A 23038-nucleotide genomic window follows, 5' to 3' on the forward strand; every position below is an offset into this window, starting at 1 on the left:
GGGTCGGCGTGGGCGTCGGACTCGGGGTGGGGGTGGGGCTGGGGGTCGGCGTGGGCGTGGGGGTCGGGTTCGGGCCGTCGGTCAGGGTGGGGGTGGTCCAGTCGCGCCACTCGGCGAGGTTGCCCGACGCCCGCGACGAGACGCGGATCGCGCCCGCGTCGTTGCCCGTCTTCAGCAGGTGCTTGCGCAGGTTCTTGTTGAGCTGGTCGCGCCACTCCGCGCGGTTGGCGCAGTGGGTGCCGTCGGCGACGTCCGACCAGTAGGAGATGTTCTCGCCCGCGCCGAGCGCCTTGTAGACCTCGGCTCCGGCCAGGGCCGCGACGCTGGCCGAGCGCGGGCCGAGGTTGGCGATGTGCGGGTTGTCCATGACGTACAGGCCGCGCGGAGCGATCATGGCGACGACCGAGTGCGTGTCGACGGGGAGCCGCGTCGGGCTGCCGGTGAACGAGCCGAACGCGTCGCCGAACCACGGCTGCTCGCCGTAGGCGCTGCTCAGGCTCTGCGCCCCTTCACCCGGCACACCCCGAAGGATCGGCACGCCGGCCGTGCCCGACTCGATCGGCATGGTCAGCGCGATGCGCTGGTCGAACGCGCCCGCGACGAACGCGCCCTTGCCGAAGCGGGAACAGCCGGTCACGCCGGTCGCGTCGGCCTTGAGGATCGAGCTCCCGGACGACTCGATGACGTCGATGATGCGGGAGACGCCCCAGCCCCAGGCGACCAGCAGGCCGGTCTGGCTCTGCGCGCCGTAGATGCTGTAGAAGGCGCCCTGCTTGTTGTTGCGCGGGGTGCCCTCACGGCCGACCGTGTAGGGGTCGTACCTGATGACGGCCACCCCGGCGGCCTTGATGGCGTTGATGTCGGCGCCGAATCCCCCGTACACGACGACGACGGGGAACGGCCCGTTGCCGCTGGGCACCTCGACCGGGGCGGAGAAGCTGGAGCTGCGGCCCTGGTGGGAGACGTTGACGGTGATGCTGGTCCGGGAGACGGTGCCGGTGACGCTCGACGGCTTGCCGGGCTTCTCGCCGTAGATGAAGCGCTCGGAAAGGCGCTTGATCTCCTCACGGCGGCAACGCCAGTCGGCCTTGCTGGTGATCCGGGTGTTGTTCAGCCGCCGGAACGGGTCGGGCAGGCGGGAGTTCGTCGGGAGCGACCCGGCGTCGGGCAGGGTCACGGCGCAGTCGGCGCCCTCGTTCTCGACCGTGGAGGCCGCCGAGGCGGGTGACAGAGTGACCGCTCCGGCGATCGTGAGGACGGCCGTCGTGAACACGACGACCATCGAGCGGAAGGACACTGGGCTCTCCCTTCGGGAGGGGTGGGTGGCGGGCCCAGTGTCGGGAGCGCTCCGAAAGTCGTCAACGCCACGACGAAACGTTTCGACCGGCGATACGGCTGTGAACTGCTTCGATTCTCGTGTACGTTTCAGCGTCCAGCGAAAGTAGCTGAAATCATCAGGTTTCAGACGATCTTCGGATCGAAAAGTTTCGAGGCACTATGATCGTTCTGTGTACTGGGACCCCCTCCCCGAGGCGCTCGAACAGATCGCGGTTCGAAGACATCTGGCAGGCCATTTCCGCGGCACCTGGGAACGGCGGAACCCGCTGAACGTCCCCGGCCCCTTCTACGGCGCCGACACCGACACGTGCGGAGCCGGACCGATCGTCGCGCCCCGGCACGTGTTGTGCGATGCCGAAGGACAGGAGTTCGTCTACCGGCAGGCGCGCGACCGCGACGGGCTCGGCGAGATTCTGGACGCCATCGAGGAGGAGCCGTTCGGCGACTACGCCCGCGACGGAGACGACCGCTGGACGCCCGAGTCGGTGCGCGAATGGTGGGCCCGACGCGGGCAGGTTCGCGCCTTCGCCGAAAGCCTGGCTGCGGAGTACGCGACGAGCGACCGGGATTGGGACCGTGATCGGGTGCCGGCACTCCGGGATTTCGCCGCGTCGATCGACAACGGAGAACTGGAGGAATACCTCCGGAACTACCTGTTCTGGCTGACCGAACGACGATCACCCCGCGACGGGGAACCGCTGCCCGACCTGGGTCACCTCTGACGGAATTCCCGCGTCAGGCGATTGCGGCTTTGCCGGAAAAGAGCAGCGGGCTTTTCATCGGCCGTGCAGGATCATCCCCAGCAACGCCTCATGCGTCTCCCGGTCGGCTGCCACCAGAAGGCCCTCCCCCGTCTCGAACGGCCCCCCGTTGAGGTCGGTCACCACGCACCCGGCCGTCCGGCACACCGCCAGCGCCGCCGCGAAGTGCACGCTGTCCCGCTTGTCTCCGTCGCTCAGATAGGCCGCGCGCCGCCCGGCCGCCACCCAGAAGCAGGCCAGCGAGGTCGACATGACCCGGGGGCTGAACCTCTCGGCGAAGCCGGGAGCCGCGATCACCGACAGCAGGTCGCCATAAGGCGGGTCGAGGTTGAAGTCGACCAGCTTCGAGTCGGGAGACGGCGTCAACGGCTGGTCGCCCACCTGGGCCCGGACGCCGTCGGTCCAGAAGACCTCGCCGCTGATCGGGTCGGCCGCCGCCGCGGCCACGTCCCGGCCGCCCACCCGGAGGGCCACGTTCACGGCGATCAAGGGGGTCTGGGCGGCGAAGTTCAGGGTGCCGCACAGGGGGTCGACCATCCACGTCCGGTCGGACGAGCCGCTCAGGCCGGTCTCCTCGCCCAGGAAGGCGTCATCGGGGCGGTGCTCGCTGATCAGGTCGAGGATGGCCTGCTCGGCCTCGAGGTCGGCCTGGGTGGCGAAGTCGACGGACGTCTTGTCGTACCGGGGCACCGGCTTTCCGTAGAGGGAACGGACGACGGCGGCGCCCGTCTCGGCGGCGGCAACGGCCAGTTCGGCATCAGAAAGACTCATATGTCCATCCTGACCCGCGAGATGGGCAGGCGTACTGTGAAATTCATGGCCGACTATCGAGACGTGTACCGGCGCAGCCTGGCCGATCCGGAGACGTTCTGGCTGGAGGCCGCCCGCGCGGTCGACTGGGTCACCCCGCCCTCACGGGCGCTCGACGACTCGGCCGCCCCGCTCTACCGCTGGTTTCCCGACGGGGAGCTGAACACGGCGTACAACTGCCTCGACCGGCACGTCGCGGCCGGCCGGGGCGGGCAGACCGCGCTCATCTGGGACAGCGCGATGACCGGCCAGGTCCGGCGGTTCACCTACGAGCAGCTCACCGATCAGGTCGCCCGGTTCGCCGGGGGGCTGCGGTCGCTCGGCGTCGGCACAGGCGACCGGGTGATCATCTACATGCCGATGGTGCCCGAGGCCGTGATCGCGATGCTGGCCTGCGCGCGGATCGGGGCGATCCACTCGGTCGTCTTCGGCGGGTTCGCGCCGCGTGAGCTGGCCGCCCGCATCGACGACGCCGCCCCCAAGGCCATCGTGGCCGCTTCTTGTGGGCTGGAGCCGAACCGTACCGTCGAATACCGCCCGATCATCGACCAGGCCCTCGGCCTGTCCCGGCACCGCCCCGACGTCATCGTGATGCTCCAGCGCGACCAGGGGGTCGCCCGCATGGACGAACGCGACGTCGACTGGTTCGAGCTCATGTCGGCCGCGGCACCGGCCGAGCCGGTTCCGATGAAGGCGACCGACCCGCTCTACATCCTCTACACCTCGGGCACGACCGGCCGCCCGAAGGGCATCGTCCGCGACACCGGCGGCCACGCGGTCGCGCTGGCCTGGTCGATGCTGAACGTCTACGACGTCGCCCCCGGCGAGGTCTGGTGGACCGCCTCCGACGTGGGCTGGGTGGTCGGCCACAGCTACATCGTGTACGCCCCCCTCCTCATCGGCGCCACCACCGTGCTCTACGAGGGCAAACCCGTCGGCACCCCCGACGCCGGGGCCTTCTGGCGGGTCGTCGCCGAACACGGCGTGGTGACGTTGTTCACCGCGCCCACGGCGCTGCGGTCGATCAAGCGCGTCGACCCCGACGGAAAGCTGATCGGCGACCTGAAGAGCTTCCGCGCCCTCTACCTGGCCGGGGAACGCCTCGACCCCGACACCTACCACTGGGCCGGCGAGCGCCTGGGCGTGCCGGTCGTCGACCACTGGTGGCAGACCGAGACCGGCTGGCCCATCGCCGCCAACCCCCGCGGCCTGGAGCCCCTGCCCACCAAGCCCGGCTCGGCGACGGTCCCGCTACCGGGTTGGGACGTCCGGATCCAGCCCGACGGCGCGATCACCCTCAAACTCCCCCTGCCGCCCGGCTCCCTGCCGACCCTGTGGCACGACGACGAGCGCTACATCCGCGAATACCTGACCCGCCACCCGGGCCACTACCTAACGGGCGACGGAGGCTACCTCGACGACGACGGCTACCTGTATGTCATGGGCCGCACCGACGACGTGATCAACGTCGCCGGCCACCGGTTGTCGACCGGCACCATGGAGGCGGTCCTGGCGGCCCACCCCGCCGTGGCCGAATGCGCGGTCATCGGCGTGTTCGACCAGGTCAAAGGCCAGATCCCACTGGGGCTGGTGGTCCTCAAGGCGGGCGCCGACATCACCCCGGCGCGGCTCGCCGACGACCTGATCCACGCGGTCAGGCGCGAGATCGGCCCGGTGGCGGCCTTCCGCGCCGTGGCGGTCGTCCCGGCCCTGCCGAAGACCCGCTCGGGCAAGATCCTCCGCCGCTCGATGCGCGCCCTGGCCGACGGCCGCGAGGAACCGGTGCCGTCGACGATCGAAGACCCGTCGGTGCTGGAGAACCTGCGCGCGGTGCTGCGACCGGAGGTCTCCTAGGGGACGGTCTCCGGCAGCAGATGGAATGCGGGGATGTGACGTGGGCGAACGAGACCGAAATCCCGGCGATCCAAGGTCGCTATCTGCCTGACACCAAGGCGCTCGGCGACGGCCATGACGGAGACGTCCACCGTGTCGAGGTCGGCGCCCTTGTACTGACGGACGAGGTCAGCCGCCCGCCGCATATCGACGGGAACAGCTCGACCGGCTCGAAGGTCTCCACCGCCGGCTCCAGGAAGCCGGCATGCGCCTCCGGGCCGAGCTTCCCGCAGACGTGCCCAAGAAACGGGGTGTTTGTTCTTGCGGTTGGCACCGGCCACCATCGGGCCGGTATCCAGATGCGCCACGGTCAAACCGGGCGAATGAACCGCTCCGCCAAGATCTCTTCCACCCGTTCCGAAAGATCCTCGTCGCCCTCACCGATGCCGATGAACGACACCTGACGCTGCGGCCTGTCGGCGATCACCGGGTCGGCGAGTTCGTTCTGCACCAGTCGCAGCACGCGACGCGCCTGGCCGGGCGAGAGTCTGTCGATCAGGTGGCGCAGCTCTTCGTAGGCAGGCACGGCGCCAGTGTAATCCGGCTCAAATGGCTGGCAGGGAGGTTCTAGAGCCGCATCTGATAGAGGCCGTAGGCCGCCACGGAGGACGCGTCGGTGACCTCGCCGCGCCTGATCATCTGCTCGAAATCCGCGCGTGACACCCACTTCTGCCGCATGTCCTGTTCGGTGACCTCGCGGGCCGTCTCGCCCGTGGTCAGGCCCGTCGCCACGAAGGCGTGCATCGACTGGGTGCTGAGGCCGTGGGAGTTGTCGAGCCGGCCGAGGAACCGGAGGTTCTCGGCCCGCAGCCCGGTCTCCTCCGCGAGTTCGACCCGCGCCTCGGCTTCGCGGTCGGGGGCCTTCGCCCCGCCCTGGGGGAAGCTCCACGAGCGGCGCCTGATCGGGTAGCGGTACTCCTCGACCAGGTGGAAGCCGCCGTTCTCCTCGGGGATGACCAGCACGAAGTCGGAGCGTTCGACGTAACCGTAGACGCCGGGGGTGCCGTCGGGGTAGACGATCTCGTCTTCGTGGACGGTCATCCAGGGGTTCCGGTAGACCTCCCGGGTCGAGATCGTCGTGATCACCGGGCCGGAGAAGCGCTCCGCCAGGATCTCCTCGACCCGTTCTGAGACGGAGCCGTCGCCCGACTCGCCGATGCCGCTGAGGGACAAGCGACGGCGCTGCTGGTCGTCCATGACCACTCACCCTAAGCGTGATGGAAGGGTCCAGGGTCTCGGACGTCCGTTAAACCCGTCAGTACGGGCGGTTTCCCCCAGGGAACATATATGACATATCACCGTAACGGATGATCTATAGCGTCCAGCGCAATACCGGGTTCCTCAAGGAGCACGTGGTGCGCAAAGTCCTGATCTCCCTCGCTTCCCTCTCCCTCACCCTCGTCACCCTCCACGCACAACCGGCAGCCGCCAAGGTCGAGCTCGACCTCGAAACGCTGACCGGCGCCGAGGCCATCTCCCTCATGGCCGCCGGCAAGCTCACCTCGGTCGAGCTGACCAAGGCGTACATCGACCGGATCACCGCGCTGAACAAGCGCGGGCCGGGGCTCAACGCGGTCACCGACCTCAATCCGAACGCCTTAAGAGAAGCGGAGGCGTACGACCGCCTCCGCAAGAAGGGCAAGTCGCTCGGGCCCGCCATGGGGCTGCCGATCCTGCTCAAGGACCTGATCGACGTCGAGGGCATGGCCACGACGGCGAACAACTGGTCGTTGCGGCAGTCGTTCCCGGCCTCCGACGCCGGCATCACCAAGAAGCTGAAGGAACGCGGTGTCGTGATCCTCGGCAAGGTGGGCCTGTCCGAATACGCCAACAGTTTCGGCAACCAGCCCTCCGGTTTCGGGAACTACGGCGGCCAGGTCATCAACGGCATCGACGCCGACCAGAACCCCTCCGGGTCGTCATCGGGCACCGGCGCCGCCATGGCCGCGGCCCTGTCGACGCTGGGCATCGGGACCGAGACCTCCGGCTCGATCATCTCGCCGTCGAACGCGCAGTCGCTCGTGGGGCTGCGGCCCACCGTCGGCCTCGTGCCCGGGTACGGCATCGCGCCCATCTCGGCCTCGCAGGACATCGCCGGACCGATGGTCCGCAGCGTCTCCGACGCCGCGCTCACGCTGGCCTCGATCGCCGGGCCCGACCCGGTGGCCGACGCCGGGTACAAGGCCATGTTCGGCGACGACTACATCGAGAAGGGCATCATCCCGGCGCTCCCCGCCACGCTGCCCGACTACATGAAGGCCCTCGACCTGAACTTCGTGGCCGGGAAGAAGATCGGCTACAACGGCAACCTCACCGAGGGCAGCCCGCTCAAGATCGCGTACGACGCCCTCGTGGCCGCTGGAGCGATCATGGTGCCCCGGCCGACGGCGACCGTCCCCTCGTTGCCCGCGCTGCCCAGCGGCTACGAGCAGCACAAGAGCATCGACTCCTACTACGAGCGGCTCGGCCCGCAGGCGCCGATCAAGTCGCTGCTCCAGGAGATCCAGGTCAACCAGGCCGAAGCGCACCAGGCGCTGAAGTTCGGCAACAACTCCCACCTGAACGCGTCGTTGTCGGACGTGACGCCGGGCGGGGCCAACGAGCAGCTCTACCGCACCAACCTGGCGATCCGTAAGGCCGCCTGGCACAAGGCCATCGACGACATGATGACCTACCCCAACTCCGACCCGGCGCAGCCCGCCGACCCGGTGATCGCCATCCTGGGCAGCACGCCGAGCGCCCCGCAGGCCGGCTACCCGACGATCACGATCCCGATGGGCTACACCGCGACCCAGCGGCGGGCCCAGAACGTCGCGGTCCACGGCGGCGCCTACGACGAGTTCGACCTCCTCGGCGTGGCCTACGTCATCGAGCAGGCCACCAAGCTTCGGCAGCCGGCCTCGCTGGTCAACCCGAGCATGTACCGCTGCGCTAAGACGACCCCGGCCCCGCCGTTCGCGGCGCGCGGCGGCTGCAACCCCGACTACGACGCGGTCCTCAAGGTGACCGGCTACGACTCGCGTGCCCTCGGCTTCTCGCTGGAGACCGAGACCGCGCAGAGCCTGATCAAGAAGCTCCGGAACGACGAGGTCTCGGCCGAGGAGCTCACCCGCGCCTACCTCGACCGCATCGCGCTGACCAACGCCGAGGGCCCGGCCCTGCAGGCCGTGCGCGAGATCAACGTGGACGCGATCAAGGAGGCCCGCAAGCTCGACCACGAGCGCGGCAGGTACCGCAGCCCCGACGCGCGGCCCGCCCTCTGGGGCCTGCCGGTGCTGCTGAACGACACCATTGACGCCACGTCGTTGTCGACCACCGGCGGCTCGATCGCCCTCCAGGGCACCAAGCCCGCCGCCGACGCGGCCCTCGTCGCCAAGCTGAAGGCGGCCGGCGCGATCATCCTGGGCAAGACCAACGTCACCGAGCTGAACGGCGTCTTCGACGCCAACCTGCCCAAGGGCTACAGCTCGCTCGGCGGTCAGGTCCTGCTCCCGAACGACACCGACAAGACCCCGGCGGGTTCGTCGGCCGGCGCCGCGGCGGCCACCGCCTCGGGTCTGGCCGCGATCACGATCGGCATGGAGACCTCGCCCGACTCGGCGCAGCTCCTCGCCCCGGCCGACGCGGCCGGCGTGGTGGGCCTCAAGCCGACCGTCGGCCTGGTCAGCACCTCCGGTGTCCTGCCGGTCGCCAAGTCGCAGGACGCGCTCGGCCCGATCACCCGCAGCGTCGGCGACGCCGCGACGATCCTCAACGTGATCGACGACTCCGACGCCGACTACACCAAGGATCTGAAGGCCGACGCCCTCGCCGGCAAGAAGATCGCCGTGGTGTCCAGCACGAGCGCGCCCTACCAGGACGCGATCGCCAAGCTCCAGGGCCTCGGCGCGACCGTGACCCAGGTGAACGTCGCCACGCCGGCCGCGACCGACAGCATCGTCGGCACCGAGTTCAAGCGTGACGTCAACGCCTACCTGGCCGCGACCAAGCCCGGGACGACGCTGCAGAGCATCATCGACTACAACGTCGCCAACCCGGTCGAGGGCCTGAAGTACCAGCAGGGCCAGCTGCTGGCCGCCAACGCGGTCGACCTGTCCGACCCCGCGACCAGCGCCAAGTACACGGCCGACCTCGCGAACGGCAAGGCCGCCAACAAGGCGGTCCTGGACACGGTCCTCGGTGGCTACGACCTGATCATGGTCCCGAGCGGCAGCAACGTGATCGGCTACGCCGACCGGGCCGGCTACCCCGCGCTCACCATCCCGGCCGGGTATGGCGCGCAGGCCAGCTCGGCGGGCCGCAACCCCATCGGGGTGACCCTCATCGGCGGCGCCTTCTCCGAGGCGAAGCTGCTGGCGGGCGGCCACGCGCTGGAGCAGGCGATCGACGACCGCCTCGCGCCCAGCTACACCAACCCCAGCATGTGGCGCTGCGTGCCGGAGAGCACCTTCTTCACCGGGGAGTTCTGCCTGCCGGGCGACCGCCAGGCGCCCCGCTACAAGGGCTGACCACCTGAACCGAGAAGGGCCCGCGTTCCCCGCGCAGGCCCTTCTTTTTCTGTGTACGTCGTGAGCCACTCGCCCCGGTCTCAGGGTGGGCGGAGCCGTAAAGAAAAGTGCTCTTTGACGGGCCCGCACCTCCGCGCGGCCGAACTATGTCGGCATTGACTTATATAACCTAGAACTGACATAGTCGGGCACGTGAACGCCTTCGACGTGCTGGGCGATCCCGTGCGCCGCCGCATCATCGAGCTCCTCAGCGAAGGCGAGCTGACCTCGGGTGCGATCACCGCGACCGTGCGGGCGGAGTTCGGGATCTCTCATTCGGCCGTCGCGCAGCACCTGCGGGTGCTCCGCGAGAGCGGCTTCGCGACCGTGCGCGCCGAGGGCACCCGACGCCTCTACGTCGTCGATTCCACCCCCCTCCGGGAGGTCGACGTGTGGCTCGAACCGTTTCGCCGCTTCTGGTCCCAGCGCCTCGACGCCCTGGAGACCGAGCTGGCTCGCACGAGGAGGAAGAAATGATCGACATCGGCTGGACCTCCCGCGAGGTCACCCGCGACGACGAGACCGTCGCCGTCGTGCTGCGCCGCGACTTCGGCTCCCCCGTCGACGACGTCTGGGACGCCCTGACCGACCCCGAACGCCTCAAGCGCTGGTTCCTCCCGGTCAGCGGCGACCTGCGGCCCGGCGGCGTGTTCGCCACCGAGGGCGGGGCCGGGGGAACCATCCTGACCTGCGAGAAGCCGCTGCTCAAGGTCACCTACGGCGACGAGACGAGCATCGTCACGGTCACCCTGACCGGCAAGGACGACGCGACCACCCTCGAACTGACCCATTCGGTCCCGGTCGCGATGGCCCAGAGCGGCGCGGGCGCGCTCTGGGTCGGCCCCGGCTGGGACGAGGCGTTCCTGGCGCTGGAGCTCTTCCTCACCGGCAAGGAGGCCCGGGGCCAGGTCACCCCCGAATACGGGCAGGCCACCGTGGCGGCCTGGGCCGCCGCGATCGAGGCGTCCGGCACCGCGACGGCCGAGGAGATCGAGACGGCCCGGCAGATGGCCCTGCAGCAGTACGCGTCCTAGACCTCCTCGGGATCATGGCCCAGCGCCGCGCGACCGCCGTCCACGGGGAGCACGGCGCCGCTGACGAACGAGGCGGCGTCCGAGAGCAGGTAGGCGACGGCTTCGGCGACCTCCTCCGGCCGGCCGACCCGGCCGATCGGGTGGAGGCGGCGCATCTCCTCCTCCACCCGATCGTTCGTGTACGCCGCGTAGCGCTCCGTCCAGATCGAGCCCAGCGCGACCGCGTTGACCCTGATGCCGCAGGGTCCGTAGTCGACGGCGAGCGCCTTCGTCAGCCCCTCGGTGGCGGCCTTCGCCGTCGCGTAGGCCATGGCTCCCCGGACCGGGCGCTGCGCCTGGTGGGAGGAGACGTTGACGATCGCGCCCCGGTGCTTCGGGAGGAACCTCCTGATCGCCGTCGTGCAGCCGACGACGACGGGGTCGAGGTTCCGCCCGATCACGTCGATGACCTCGCGCGGCGGGTCGGCGTGCAGGGACACGTCACGGAACACGGCCGCGTTGTTGACCCAGCCGACCAGCTCGCCGTGCTCCTCGGCCAGGTCGGCGGCCCTCTCGGCGACGGCCGGATCGGCCGCGTCGCCTTCCACGGGGATGCCGACCGGCCCGGGATCGAGGTCGACCACCACCACCCGGCCGTCGCGTGACAACCGCTCGGCGATGGCCCGGCCGATCCCCCGGCCTCCTCCGGTGACCACATAGGTACGTCGCATGCCTAGCATGATGCGCGTGACAAGGCTGGACGAGCGAGAGTGGCGGGCCCGCCAGGAGGCCCACCACACCCGGGTGGACGTGTGGATCGAGCCCCACCTCGAACGCCGCAGACGATCCCGGGCCCACCCGGTCGAGGACTTCCTGTTCAGCTACTACGGCTACCGCCCCAGCCGGTTGCGGCGCTGGCATCCCGGCGCGTTCACCGTCCTGGACGGGGCCGCCGACTTCGGCACCGGCTACGTCGACGTGCCCGGCGGCCAGACCCTCGACGTCGCCGACCTGGTCGCCCGCCGCCTCGACTCGATCACCTGGATCGCCGACCTGCTGCGGCGCACCGCCTCCCGGGCCGGCCAGTTCGGCTGCTTCGGCATGCACGAATGGGCCATGGTCTACCGGACCGAGGAGATCCGCCACTCCTCCCAGCCGCTCCGCCTGTCACCGCAACGGGTCGCCGCGGCCGTCGAGGAACGCCCGCTGAAGTGCACCCACTTCGACGCCTACCGCTTCTTCACCGAACCCGCCCGGCCCCTGAACACGCTGCCGCTCTCGCGCGAACTCCAGCCCGCGACGGAACAACCCGGCTGCCTGCACGCGAACATGGACCTCTACAAGTGGGCGGTCAAGCTCTCGCCCCTGGTGCCCGGCGAACTGGTGGCCGACTGCTTCGAACTGGCCTGGGACATCAGAGCGGTCGACATGCGCGCCAGCCCTTATGACCTGCGGCACCTGGGCTACGAGCCGATCCCGATCGAGACGCCCGAGGGCCGCACGGTCTACGCGGCGACGCAGCGGGAGTTCGCCGGCCGGGCGGCCCCGCTGCGCGCCGAACTGATCGCCTGGTGCGACCGGCTCAGCGCCGCACTCAGCTCTGCACGATGACGACGCCGTGCCCCTTCGCGGCCGCCGCCGCGAAGAAGGCCCGCAACCGCTCGTAGTGGTCTCTGACGTAGTCGGCCTCGTCGTCGGGCAGGTCGTGGTCGAGCGACTCCCAGGGCGTGGCCGCCAGGTAGCCGGCCGAGGCCCTGACCTGGTCGGGGGTGAGCCGGTCGCCGTCGATGACGTCGTAGGGAGCGTCGGCCAGCAGGTCGGCGAGGTCGTCGCCGGCCTTGTCGATGTCGAACTCCGGCTCCGGCGGCTCGGCGTCGAGCCGATCGGCCGGGACGCAGGCATAGGCGTTGACGACTCCCACCGGCCGCACCCTAGAAGACCACCCGCCGGGGCGGGAAGTGGCTCAGGACCGCATCCGCTCGACCACCGTCTCGGCGGGCCGGCCCAGCAGCGACTCCAGGTCGCCGGTCTGGCGTTCGAGGGCGCCCCCTCTGACCAGCCCGTTCAGCCAGGCCATCGGGCCGGGCCCCGCGTCGGGCACCTCCTCGTAGGCGACGCCGAGAGCCTCGGCGACCTCCGGGTAGGTCCACAGCGGGCCGGTCAGGTCGTAGGCGCGGCCGAGGTGGCCCTCGCCGGTCAGGGCGTTCGCCGCCGCCTGGGCCAGGTCTTCGCGGAAGGCGGTGTTCAGGCCCCGGCCGCCGGTGCTGCTCCGGATGACGCCCTCGGTGACCCGGGGCAGGAAGGCGTCGCCGTAGAAGGGGTTGCGCAGGATGGTGCAGGCCAGGCCGCTCGCGAAGATGGCCTGTTCGGTGGCGTGGTGGGCCTCGGTCATTCCGGTGGCGACCGTGTCGGCGTCCAGGAAGCTCGTGTAGACGACGGCGGTCACGCCCGCCGCCACGGCGGCGTCGATCACGTTGCGGTGCTGGGCGATCCGGCGGGCGGCGTCGAGTTCCGGTGAGGAGATCAGCAGCAGCCGGTCGACCCCGGCGAACGCCGCCTCCAGGCTGTGAGGGTCGTCGTAGTCGCCGTGCCGCGCCTCGATCCCCGCCGGGAGGCGGGAGACATCGCGCGCTATGGCGACCACGTCACCTTTGAGCCGGTCGAGAACCAGGCGGCCGAGCTGGCCGGTGGCGGCGGTGACTGCGTACATGGAACTCCTCGGTGTGCGGAAACCCGCCGGACAGTGAATCGATCCCCTCCGACGGGCGCCACTGGTTTTCCGCGGGACAGACGAGCTCATTGAGGCCGGTGACGATTCGGAGTCGCCGTCAACCACGGGGCCGACAGGGCCGTCTCCCTATACGCCTTCGTGGAACGAGGAGTTGCGGTGCGCATTCGACGGGCTTTATACGCGTCAATCGGCTTGATCGGATTTGTGGCGCTCTGCCCGCCGGCTCATGCGGCGACCGACGTCGTCGAATACTCGTGCACGCCCAAGGACGGGACCGCGCAGACGGTGCGGATCAAGGTCGAGCTCACCATGCCCGCCACCGCGCGCCCCGGTGAGCAGTTCTCCATCACCCACCGGGCCACCTACGCCGACTCGACGGCGATCCAGGCCACCGCGGATCTGCCCGCCGACGCGAAGATGTACGCCTACGTCTCGATCAGCGGCTTCCCGTCGAACCTCACCTCGGGCACCGGGGTGGGCGACGTGGTCGGGCCGGTGACCGCCGGGAACACGATCACCCTGCCGACGACCGCCACGGCGGTGCGCTCGACGCCGAGCACGGCCGGGACCGGGACCGTGCGGCCCGGCGACATCACCTTCGGCACGACACCGCAGGAGCGGCTGATCGACTGCGAGCCGCAGAACTCCGACGCTCTCACCACCTACGACCTGGTCGTCGCCGAGTCAGGCGCGAGCGACACCCCCACGCCGGCCGCGACGGTCACCGAGACCGTCACCGACGAACCCGTCGACGACGAGCCGGTCGACGAGGAGACCGGCCTGGAGACCCCAGAAGGCGGGGTCGCTACCGGTGGCGGCGGGGCGGCGGGGCCCGATGGGCGGGTCATCGTGCTCGTCGGGGCGACGGTGTTCGCCGCCGCGCTGGGCGGGCTGGCGCTGCGCCGCCGTCTCCTGCCCCGGTGAGCGGAGCGGTCGTGGCGTCTCAGGGTGGGCGGGAGCCGTAACGAAAAAGAAGAGCCGGGCCGGTCGCGGTGACGGCCCGGCTCGGGGTTCTACGACAGGTCGGAGCAGGCCAGCGCGTCAGGGTCGTCGGCCGCCTGCGGGACCCAGCGCACGTTGGCGAACGACGCCGAGAACGCCCCTTCCGTGTAGACCAGGAAGGGCGTGTTCACGTTCTCGAAGTCGAGGCCGTTCGCGAAGCAGGACACCGGGATCTTCACGGTCGACTTGCCGTCGCCGGCCAGGCCGGTGAACAGGTTGGTCGCGACCACCTCGGCGAAGCACGGGTAGACGCAGTGGGCGCTGATCACCGTCCGGGCCGCGGGGGCCGAGTGGACGATGGTGTCGAAGACCAGCGCGGCGTCGGCGTTCAGGTATCCGCGCAGGTCGGAGCCGCCCGCCGGGTTCTGGTAGTAGATCTGGCCGGGGCCGGTGCCGGCCCAGGTGGTCTTCAGCGCGTCGCCCTGGACGTTGACGTCGGCGGGCACCGTGTTGATGTTGGCGTGGGCGGCGGCGCCGTCGGGGCCGATCTCGGTGCCGCCCCAGTTCTCGGGGGAGCCGATGAAGCTGCGGTACGGCGCGACGTCGGTCCGGACGAAGACCTCCAGGTCTTCGGTGGCCGTGCCGCCGCCGCCCGTCGAGGTGCACGAGGGGAACTCGTGGGAGCTCTCGTCGAGGGTGCCGACGTCGCCGGTCTGGCCGTTCGAGAGGCCGTATCCGGCCGGGAACAGCGGGTCGTAGCCGGGGTCGCCGGGGTTGAGCGGCGACTGGCAGGCGCTCTTGGGCCAGGAGTAGGAGAGCTTGCCGGTGAAGTCGTGCCGCCCGACCAGCACGTCGGCGACGCCGCCGCCCTCGGTGCCGGGGAGCCAGGCCGCGACGAAGGCGTCGGAGCGGTTGAGCTCCTTGTTGACGTACAGGGGACGGCCGGTGACGTAGACGGTCACGACGGGGGCGCCCTTGCCGGCCACCTTGTCGAGGACGGCCAGGTCGCCGGGGTAGAGCTTGGCCGCTTCGAGGGTGCGCCTGGTCAGGTCGCCGACGCCTTCGGCGTAGGGGGTCTCGCCGAGCACGGCGACCACGGCGTCGAACTGCGCCGGGTCGACCCCGTCGGCGGTCTCGCTGAAGGTCACGTTGGCCGTGCCGAGGGCCTGGCGGAGGCCGGCGAGGATGGTCGTGCCGTTGGGGAAGTCGGCGTTGGTGTTGCCGGTGCCCTGCCAGGTCAGCGACCAGCCGCCGGTCTGGTTCTGCAGGTTGTCGGCGCTCTTGCCGACGACCAGCACCTTCGCGTTCTTGGCCAGCGGCAGCACGCCGCCGTTGTTCTTCAGCAGCACCTGCGACTTGCGCACGGCCTCGCGGGCCAGCTTCGTGGCCTGGAGGCGCGACTCGTCGCCGGCCAGCACGCGGTCGGAGGGGCGGCGGCCGTCGAAGATGCCGGCGCGGTACTTGACGCGCAGGATGCGGGTGACGGCGTCGTCGATGCGGGACATGGCGATCTCGCCCGACTCGACCTGGGCGATGGTGTTGGCGATGAACGCCTTCCACTCGTTGGGCACCATCACGATGTCCATGCCGGCGTTGATCGCCTGGGCGCAGCTGGCGTTGGTGCAGCCGGCCACCTGGCCGATGCCGTTCCAGTCGGACACGACCAGGCCGTCGAAGCCCATCTTGCCCTTGAGGATGTCGGTGATGGCCTTCTTGCTGCCGTGCAGCTTGCCCTCGTTGATCCCGAGGTCCTCGTTGGTCCAGCTGTTGAACGACACCATGACCGACTGGGCGCCGGCCGCGAGCGCGCCGTAGTAGCCCTGGCCGTGGACGTTGATCATCTCGGCTTCGGACGAGGGGTTGACGCCCTGGTCGGCGCCGAGGCGGGTGCCGCCGTCGCCGATGAAGTGCTTGGCGGTGGCGATGACGCCGCGGTTGCCCATCCGGCGCCAGCTGGAGTCCTGCAGCCCCTGGACGGCTTCGTAGCCGTAGGCGCGGGCGAGGTTGGGGTCTTCGGCGTACCCCTCGTAGGTGCGGCCCCAGCGGTCGTCGCGGACGACGGCGAGGGTGGGCGCGAAGGCCCAGTCCTGGCCCGTCACGCGGAGCTGCTCGGCCGTGGCCTCGCTGATCTTGCGGATGAGGCAGGGGTCGGCGGCGGCGCCCAGGCCGATGTTGTGCGGGAAGAGCGTCGCGCCGAAGACGTTGTTGTTGCCGTGGACGGCGTCGATGCCCCAGATCACCGGGACCTTGGTGCGGGTCGTCACGGAGGCGTCGTAGAAGGCGTCGGCGAGGTCGAGCCAGCTGCCGGCCGGGGCGTGCTTGTTCCCCCCGGGCCAGGAGCCGCCGCCGTTGAGGACCGACCCGATGAAGTACTGCTTGACCTCGGCCGGGGTGATCGCGTTGATCTCGGGCTGGGTCATCTGGCCGACCTTCTCGGCCAGGGTCATGTCGGCGACGAGCCGGGCGACCTTGCGCTCGATGGCCGGGTCTTTCTCGATCTTGCTCTCGACCTTCGGCCAGTCGCTGTAGGTCGGGAGGGTTTCCTCGATCTTCGCGCACCCGTTCTCGAGGGCGGGCGGACCGGCGACCGGGGGTTCGGCGGCCGTCGCGGGCCCCGGTGAGGCGACGACGGCGCTTAACAGCAGGGACAAACCACTGAGGACGGCGAAGCGTCTCTTTCGCATGGAGGGCTGCACACGCGAAATCCTGACCGTGTTACTGGACCGAGTCAATATGTTCACAAGAGCGCTCTCTCAGAGAGAAGTCGCAGCACATCGCCTTGATCGCGGAATTCCCACGTTATGAATTAAGTCATTGGGAGAGCGTTCTCCTGCAGGTCGGGCTGACATCGGCATAAGTTTCGACCACTGGGACGCGTGATGAAGCCGTTATGGACGAACGTCTTCAGAAACCTGCGGGAAACACTCTATGGTTTTGAGATAACGTTATCTCGACCGGTCCAGGCGCGGCCGGTAGAGGTCTTTTGCCTGCTCAGGCAGGGGCAGAAAGGCACCCCCCATGAGAACAACCCGAGGCATCCTGGCGGCGGCCGTGGCCGCTTCCCTCCTGACGGCGCTCCCCGCCGAGGCGGCGGTCCCGACCGCCGACCAGCAGTGGGCCGAGATCCAGCAGCTCGTCGGCGCGGTCAAGGGCCGCTGGACGACCCAGAACTACTCCGGCGCGGTCAACCGCACCATGCCCGACACGGCCCTCCTCGGCAACGGCGACATCGGCGTGACCTCCGGCGGCAGCCAGGGGAGCAAGACCTTCTACATCTCCAAGGGCGACTTCTGGACGTCCGCCGGCAGCCCCTCCCTGGTGGCGCTCGGCAACGTGACGATCCAGGCCGACACCACGATCACCGCCACGAACCTGGCGCTGGGCTCGACCGCGACGGCGTCCAGCAACCATCCGTCGTTCCCGCCGTCGCGCGCGGTCTCGGGCGCCTGGGGCTCCGGTTACGAGGGCTGGGTCTCCAACGTGGGCAAGCCGCAGTGGCTGCGCCTCGACCTGGGCTCGGCGAAGACCTTCCGCCGCTACATCCTCAGGCACGACCAGGCCGCCCGCCCCGGCGAGGCCGCCAACAACGGCAAGAACTGGACGCTCGAAGCCAGCACCGACGGCCAGACCTGGACCACGATCGACACCGTCACCGGCAACACGGCGGCCACGACCGACCGCACGTTCGCCCCGGTGACCGCGCGCTATCTGCGCCTGAACCTGACCGAGCCGACCCAGGGCACCACCGGCGACTCGATCAACAACCCGCGTGCCCGCGTCGGCACCTTCGAGCTGTACGACGCCGAGGGCCCCACCCAGCCGACCGGCGACTTCCTGGAGGAGCAGAACGTCCTCAAGGGCGACGTCGACACGTCCATGCAGCTCGGCGGCGTGCCCGTGACGATGAAGACCTTCACCGGCGCCGACAGCAACGTGGTCGTCACCTCCATCACCTCCCGGGGCGACCGGCCGGTCCGGCTGCGCGCCCAGACCGTCGTCGGCACCCCCGACGCGCGTGGCGGCATGGTGCAGACCTCCGGCGTCCAGGGCGACACCCTGTGGGCCACCCGCCAGACCCCCGCGAGCAGCCGGGGCGTCTCCCGGGCGTCGCTGGCCACCCGGGTGATCGGCGGGAACCCGGCGGTCTCGAACGGCCGCGTCGACTTCGAGCTGGCCCCCGGCCAGACCGTCGACGTCGTGACGGCCGTCGCGGGCGGCGGCGTCAACCCGGCCGACCCGGGCCCGGCCGCGATCGCCCTGGCGGGGGCCCAGACCGCCGCGTCGGTCGACGACCTCTACGCCGCTCACCTCGACTGGTGGAAGAACTACTGGCTGCGCTCCTACGTCGACCTCGACGACGACGTGCTGGAGCGCTTCTACTACAGCTCGCTGTACTTCCTCGGCAGCTCGCTGCGCGAGGGCAAGACCGCTTCGGGCCTGTACGGCATCTGGGCCACCACCGACTTCCCGCAGTGGGGCGGCGACTTCCACCTCAACTACAACTGGCAGGCCAACTACTACGGCGTCTACAGCTCCAACCGGCCGGAGCTGGCGCTGCCCTACTTCGACGCGGTCGACGCCTTCGTGCCGGAGGCCCGCCGCCGCGCCGCCGAGGACCTGCGCCGGGTGAAGCCCGACTACGTCGACGCCCGTTTCCCGAGCGGCGGCGTGCAGAGCGGCGTGCTGTTCCCCGTGGGCATCAGCCCGTTCGGCACCACGAGCGACGACAACTACCACAACCAGGTGGCCAACGCCCTGTTCACGGTGACCCAGCACATCGAGTACTGGCAGTACACCCGCGACGAGCAGTGGCTGCGCGAGACCGGCTACCCCTTCATGAAGGACGTCGCCGCGTTCTTCGAGAACTGGGTCGAGGAGGACCCGGCCACCGGCGCCCTGTCGTTCTGGGGCGGCCCGCACGAGATCACCTGGGCCAAGAACCCCAGCGCCGACCTCGGCATGCTGAAGCTGCTGCTGACCACGCTGGAGGAGACCAGCACCCGGCTCGGCCTCGACGCCGGCCACCGCTGGGTGTGGGGCAAGATGTTGCGCAACCTGCCCCCGATCCCCACGACGACCTACCAGGGCAAGACGGTCTACGCCCTCGGCGAGCCCGGCACCATCAGCGACAACCGGGCGATCCGCCCCGGCGACAACACGGTCAACCTGGAGTTCGTCCACCCGGGCGGACAGATCGGCATCGGCTCCCCCGCCGCGGAGCGGCAGACCGCCATCGACACGATCAACGCGATGAACTCGTGGGGCCAGGACAACAGCTTCCCGAAGGTCTTCACCCAGGCCGCCCGGGTCGGCTACCCCGGCCAGACGATCATCGACCGCCTCAAGCAGCAGATCAACCAGCACGCGGTGGCCAACCTGCGCATCTCCGACGGCAACCACGGCCTGGAGAAGGCCGGTGCGATCGAGGCGCTGAACAACCTGCTGCTGCAGAGCTGGGACGGCCTGGTCACGGTCTTCCCGGTGTGGCCGGCCGGCAAGAGCGGGGCGTTCCACAACCTGCGTGAGAAGGGCGGCCTGGTCGTGAGCGCGTCCCGGACCGGGGACGCGGTGGAGTACGTCACCGTGAAGAGCGAGCAGGGCGGGGTGTTCGAGGTCAAGAACCCCTGGTTCGGCACGAAGGTCGACGTCACGGCCGACGACGGCACGGCGAGCAACGTCGGCGCCGGGAAGTCCACCCTGCGCGTCAACGCGGCGAAGGGCACGACCTACACGTTCACGCCCGCCCAGTAGGCGGCTGAACCAGGAAGGCCCGGCGCGGACCGCGCCGGGCCTTCTCATTCCTCGTCAGGGTCGGCGATCTCGATGATGTGGAGGGGGTTGTCGAGGGCCGCCGACGGGCCCTCCCATTTGGCGGCGGAGACCGTGAGGATCGGGCAGACGCTCGCGTCCGCGATCGCCGCCACGTGGGCGTCCCACGGCGCGAGGCCGGTTTTGTTCATGACCTTCGCGAGCATGACCGCCTGGTCGACGCCGTTGAGGGACGCGACCATGACATGGGTGAGCCGGGCGAGGCCCCCGAGAAGGGCCTGGGCGTCGGCGTCACCGGGTAAGGCGCTCGCGACGCCGGCCATCGCGAGCACCGGGACGACCAGAGGCTGACCGATCGCGTCGTAGCCCTGCAGGAGCTTGATCAGCCCGACGTCTCCACGGGCCATCTCCTCGATCGTGCCGGTGTCGAGGATCATGGGCGTGGGGACGTGACTCACGTGGCACCACCGGGAGCGGCGAGTCCCTTGTCTCTGAGCTGCCGGGCGATGTGCGCCCTCATCCTTTCGACGCGCGCGCCCACGGCGGGGTCGGCGTCGGCCTCGTCGAGTTTGGCCTGCCAGGCGGCCCGGGCGGCGAGGTCACGGGCGTGCAGCGACTCCATCGCGGCCGTCACGACCGCCGACACCGAGGGGGCGAACCCACTCTCGACGAGACGGTCGGCGAAGGCGGCCAGATCGCGGTCGAGCGTCAGGCTGATCTTTTTCTTGCCTTCGGTCATACTTTTATCCTACCGCTCTCCGGCTCCATGAGAAGGCGCTCATCGGCGGCTCATGGAGTGCTCACGCCCGGCTTCGAAGCTCTTCTCAGGCGGGCGCGTCGCCCGCCCCTACGGGAGGGGTTCCGATGAGGAAGAACGTTCTGCTGGGCGGGGTCGTGCTGGGTGTGCTGCTGGGGGCCGGGGTCGCCGCGCCGGCCAGTGCCGAGGAGCGGGCGTGCCGAGGGACGCTGCGGGCCGTCACGGTCGACAACCTGCGGGTGCCCTCGGGGGCCACGTGCACGCTGGCCGGCACGAAGATCAAGGGCACGCTCAAGGTCGAGCGGGGGGCCACGCTGGTCGCCCGGGGGATCCGGGTCGAGGGCAACGTCCAGGGCGAGAACGCCAAGGCCGTCAGCGTGCTCGCCGGGTCTCACGTCAAGGGCAGCGTGCAGGTCAAGCAGGGCGGCGCGGCGACCGTCACCTCGTCGCGGATCGACTCCGACATCCAGCTCGACGCCAACAAGCGCTACCTGAGGGTGAACTCCAACCGGGTCGGCGGGTCGATCCAGGTCGTCGGGAACCGGGGCGGCGCGCAGATCAAGGGCAACACCATGAAGGGCAACCTCCAGTGCAAGGAGAACTCGCCCCGGCCGACGGGCGGCGGCAACAAGGCCGGCGGCAACAAGGAGGACCAGTGCCGCCGGCTCTAGCCGGGGTAGTCCGGGAGCCGGAACGAGGTGTGCACCCGCAGGCCCACGCTCGACGCCGTCAGCAGCCTGACGGCCGGAGCGGGCAGGCGGTTGAGGACCCGCATCCCGTACACGAGATTGCGCAGGGCCCGGTCGGTGCCGGGCACCAGCCGTTTGGCCGCGCCGATCGCGAAGGCCCTGCTTCTCCGTACGTAGCCGGCCAGCTCGTGCTCGTAGGAGGCGAAGGCGTGGTTGTGGTCGGGGAATCGCGCCAGTTCGCCGGCCATGACGTAGGCGCCGACCATGGCCAGGCTGGTGCTGCCGCCGACGGCCGGGCCGGGGCAGTAGCCGGCGTCGCCGACCAGGGTGACGCGGCCCTTCGACCAGGTGTCCATGCGTAACTGGGTCACCGAGTCGAAGTAGAACGCGGGGGTGTCGTCGAGGCGGTCGAGCAGCTGGGCCGCCTCGCCGCCGAGGTCGGCGAAGTGCTCCTTGAGCAGGGTCTTCTGCCTGGCCGCGTCGCGGTGGTGGTAGTCGAGCGGGGCGGAGGTGCGGAACATGAACAGGCCGCGCACGTTCTCGTGGTGGTGGTAGATCGCCGCCATCCGGTTCACCGCGACGATCCCGTCGACCCGGCCGGGTGTGCCGTGATGGTCGGTCAGCGTCAGCACCGCGAGGTAGGCGCCGATCCAGGCCGAGTAGGCGGACTCGGGGCCGAAGGTCAGCCGCCGCACGTTCGAGTGGAGGCCGTCGGCGCCGATGACGAGGTCGAACTCGCGCGGCGGGCCCTGCTCGAAGGTCACCAGCCGGTCGTCGACGGACACGATCGAGTCGCCGAAGAGGTATTCGACGTGGTCGCGGCCCGCTTCGTAGAGGATCTCGCTGAGGTCGTCGCGCATGATCTCGACGTGGTCGCCGGCCGACTTCGCCATCAGGGCGCCGATGCGGATCTCGGCCGGGCGCGCGTCGCCGGGGCGGCGGAACGAGAGCAGTTCGACGCCGGTGCGGCGATCCCTGATCTGGTCGTGTACGCCCATGCGGCGGGCGATCTCCAGTGCGGGGCGGAACAGGTCGACCGCGTGCCCGCCGGCCTTGCGCAGCGCGGGGTGCTTCTCGACGACGGTGACGGCATGGCCTCGGCGGGCGAGCCAGTAGGCGGCGAGCGGGCCCGCCACGCTCGCGCCGGAGATCAGGATTCGCATCGGAAAGCTCCTTACTTAACAGTAGGTAAGTTGCTGACTTAACGGATGGTAAGCCACTGTGAGTTCCATGGGGAGGCCGACCGACACCCGCGACCGCATCCTGGCCACCGCCCGGGAGCTCTTCCTGGAGAAGGGGGTGCGCGACACCAGCCTGCAGCACATCGCCGACCGGCTCGGGATCACCAAACCGGCGCTCTACTACCACTTCTCCTCCCGCGACGACCTGCTGCGCACGATCGTCACGCCGATGTTCGAGGAGCTGGAGGCGTTCCTGGCCGAGCAGGCCGGAGCCACGGCCGAGGAGCTGCTGGGGGCCTACTTCGACCTGGCCTGGCGGCGGCGCGACACGCTGGTGATGATCCTGTCCGACCTCTCCGTGCTGCACGAGCTCGACCTGATCGCCCGCATGCTGGCCTTCCGCGAAGGGCTCACCACGATCCTGATGGGCGGCGCGCCGGAGCTCGGCGCGCGGATCCGCGCCACGGTCGCCGTCGGCGGGCTCTCCGACACCGTGGTGATGTTCCCCCGGGAGCCGTACGAGCAGGTCAGGCAGGCCGCCGTGGCGGCCGCGATTATGGCGCTGCGCGGGTGAACATCCCCGACTTATAGTTCCTTCCGGAAGATT

At 69.9% G+C, this 23038-nt stretch carries 21 protein-coding genes; 10 read left to right on the plus strand and 11 right to left on the minus strand.

What is annotated here, in order from left to right; genetic code table 11:
* Nucleotides 1–1297: glucuronyl esterase domain-containing protein (locus tag AW271_RS40750; protein WP_218008081.1), on the minus strand; the 1297-nt coding region annotated here is incomplete at its 3' end.
* Nucleotides 1298–1508: 211 nt separating this feature from the next.
* Between AW271_RS40750 and AW271_RS17710 the strand changes: the two genes are divergently transcribed.
* Nucleotides 1509–2060, plus strand: a complete 552-nt coding sequence (locus tag AW271_RS17710; RefSeq protein ID WP_062338099.1) for a hypothetical protein — start codon at nt 1509–1511, stop codon at nt 2058–2060.
* A gap of 54 nt (nt 2061–2114) precedes the next feature.
* On the opposite strand, the gene AW271_RS17715 is transcribed toward AW271_RS17710, so the two are convergent.
* The gene (locus AW271_RS17715; protein WP_062338101.1) at nt 2115–2870 is read right to left on the minus strand and encodes an inositol monophosphatase family protein; all 756 of its coding nucleotides are present in this window, start codon (nt 2868–2870) and stop codon (nt 2115–2117) included.
* A 45-nt stretch (nt 2871–2915) separates the two neighbouring features.
* Here AW271_RS17715 and AW271_RS17720 point away from each other — a divergent pair, with 45 nt between their 5' ends.
* Entirely contained in the window at nt 2916–4763 is a 1848-nt protein-coding gene (locus AW271_RS17720; protein WP_062338590.1) for an AMP-binding protein, read from the plus strand.
* Nucleotides 4764–5112: 349 nt separating this feature from the next.
* Here the strand turns inward: AW271_RS17720 and AW271_RS17730 are convergent, their stop codons facing one another.
* Together AW271_RS17730 and AW271_RS17735 are read right to left on the minus strand one after the other, a co-directional pair.
* Nucleotides 5113–5328, minus strand: coding sequence for a hypothetical protein (locus tag AW271_RS17730; RefSeq protein ID WP_062338105.1), 216 nt, complete (start codon nt 5326–5328; stop codon nt 5113–5115).
* A 41-nt stretch (nt 5329–5369) separates the two neighbouring features.
* Nucleotides 5370–5999, minus strand: a complete 630-nt coding sequence (locus tag AW271_RS17735) for an NUDIX domain-containing protein (protein WP_083976785.1) — start codon at nt 5997–5999, stop codon at nt 5370–5372.
* Nucleotides 6000–6109: 110 nt separating this feature from the next.
* Here AW271_RS17735 and AW271_RS17740 point away from each other — a divergent pair, with 110 nt between their 5' ends.
* From AW271_RS17740 to AW271_RS17750, 3 genes are all read left to right on the plus strand, one after another.
* Complete coding sequence (locus tag AW271_RS17740) at nt 6110–9310, plus strand: amidase family protein (RefSeq protein WP_062338107.1); 3201 nt, start codon at nt 6110–6112, stop codon at nt 9308–9310.
* Nucleotides 9311–9502: 192 nt separating this feature from the next.
* Nucleotides 9503–9826 (plus strand): ArsR/SmtB family transcription factor, encoded by a 324-nt coding sequence (locus AW271_RS17745; protein ID WP_062338109.1) that lies wholly within the window; start codon nt 9503–9505, stop codon nt 9824–9826.
* Nucleotides 9823–10383, plus strand: a complete 561-nt coding sequence (locus AW271_RS17750) for an SRPBCC family protein (RefSeq protein ID WP_062338111.1) — start codon at nt 9823–9825, stop codon at nt 10381–10383. The genes AW271_RS17745 and AW271_RS17750 overlap by 4 nt, the downstream gene beginning before the upstream one ends.
* On the opposite strand, the gene AW271_RS17755 is transcribed toward AW271_RS17750, so the two are convergent.
* A complete protein-coding gene (locus AW271_RS17755; RefSeq protein ID WP_062338112.1) occupies nt 10380–11093 on the minus strand; it encodes an SDR family NAD(P)-dependent oxidoreductase in 714 nt (237 codons plus the stop codon). The two genes, AW271_RS17750 and AW271_RS17755, sit on opposite strands and share 4 nt — an antisense overlap.
* A 10-nt stretch (nt 11094–11103) precedes the next feature.
* On the opposite strand from AW271_RS17755, the gene AW271_RS17760 reads away from it, so the two are divergent.
* A complete protein-coding gene (locus AW271_RS17760; protein ID WP_245653098.1) occupies nt 11104–11973 on the plus strand; it encodes a 3-methyladenine DNA glycosylase in 870 nt (289 codons plus the stop codon).
* Here the strand turns inward: AW271_RS17760 and AW271_RS17765 are convergent.
* Entirely contained in the window at nt 11957–12283 is a 327-nt protein-coding gene (locus tag AW271_RS17765) for a DUF1877 family protein (RefSeq protein WP_157554295.1), read from the minus strand. The two genes, AW271_RS17760 and AW271_RS17765, sit on opposite strands and share 17 nt — an antisense overlap.
* A gap of 42 nt (nt 12284–12325) precedes the next feature.
* Entirely contained in the window at nt 12326–13072 is a 747-nt protein-coding gene (locus tag AW271_RS17770) for an NAD(P)H-binding protein (protein ID WP_062338118.1), read from the minus strand.
* A 213-nt stretch (nt 13073–13285) separates the two neighbouring features.
* Here AW271_RS17770 and AW271_RS17775 point away from each other — a divergent pair, with 213 nt between their 5' ends.
* Entirely contained in the window at nt 13286–14017 is a 732-nt protein-coding gene (locus AW271_RS17775) for a hypothetical protein (RefSeq protein WP_157554297.1), read from the plus strand.
* Nucleotides 14018–14106: 89 nt separating this feature from the next.
* On the opposite strand, the gene AW271_RS17780 is transcribed toward AW271_RS17775, so the two are convergent.
* Nucleotides 14107–16719, minus strand: coding sequence for a glycoside hydrolase family 3 protein (locus tag AW271_RS17780; RefSeq protein WP_157554299.1), 2613 nt, complete (start codon nt 16717–16719; stop codon nt 14107–14109).
* Nucleotides 16720–17053: 334 nt separating this feature from the next.
* On the opposite strand from AW271_RS17780, the gene AW271_RS17785 reads away from it, so the two are divergent.
* Complete coding sequence (locus AW271_RS17785; RefSeq protein WP_083976787.1) at nt 17054–19786, plus strand: discoidin domain-containing protein; 2733 nt, start codon at nt 17054–17056, stop codon at nt 19784–19786.
* 44 nt (nt 19787–19830) lie between these two features.
* Here the strand turns inward: AW271_RS17785 and AW271_RS17790 are convergent, their stop codons facing one another.
* Entirely contained in the window at nt 19831–20262 is a 432-nt protein-coding gene (locus tag AW271_RS17790; RefSeq protein ID WP_157554301.1) for a hypothetical protein, read from the minus strand.
* Nucleotides 20259–20543 carry a ribbon-helix-helix domain-containing protein gene (locus tag AW271_RS17795; RefSeq protein ID WP_062338128.1) on the minus strand — a complete coding sequence of 95 codons (285 nt, stop codon included), beginning with the start codon at nt 20541–20543 and terminating at the stop codon, nt 20259–20261. Before AW271_RS17795 ends, AW271_RS17790 begins: the two co-directional genes overlap by 4 nt.
* 125 nt (nt 20544–20668) lie before the next feature.
* Here AW271_RS17795 and AW271_RS17800 point away from each other — a divergent pair, with 125 nt between their 5' ends.
* Nucleotides 20669–21232: a hypothetical protein gene (locus AW271_RS17800; protein WP_062338130.1), complete on the plus strand. Its 564-nt coding sequence runs from the start codon at nt 20669–20671 to the stop codon at nt 21230–21232.
* Here the strand turns inward: AW271_RS17800 and AW271_RS17805 are convergent.
* Nucleotides 21229–22413 carry an FAD-dependent monooxygenase gene (locus AW271_RS17805; protein WP_062338132.1) on the minus strand — a complete coding sequence of 395 codons (1185 nt, stop codon included), beginning with the start codon at nt 22411–22413 and terminating at the stop codon, nt 21229–21231. The two genes, AW271_RS17800 and AW271_RS17805, sit on opposite strands and share 4 nt — an antisense overlap.
* Nucleotides 22414–22480: 67 nt before the next feature.
* On the opposite strand from AW271_RS17805, the gene AW271_RS17810 reads away from it, so the two are divergent.
* Nucleotides 22481–23005: a TetR/AcrR family transcriptional regulator gene (locus AW271_RS17810; RefSeq protein WP_062338134.1), complete on the plus strand. Its 525-nt coding sequence runs from the start codon at nt 22481–22483 to the stop codon at nt 23003–23005.
* Nucleotides 23006–23038 lie beyond the last annotated feature (33 nt).

It is taken from the genome of Herbidospora sakaeratensis (assembly GCF_001570525.1).
In the GTDB taxonomy this organism is placed as follows: Bacteria; Actinomycetota; Actinomycetes; order Streptosporangiales; family Streptosporangiaceae; genus Herbidospora; species Herbidospora sakaeratensis.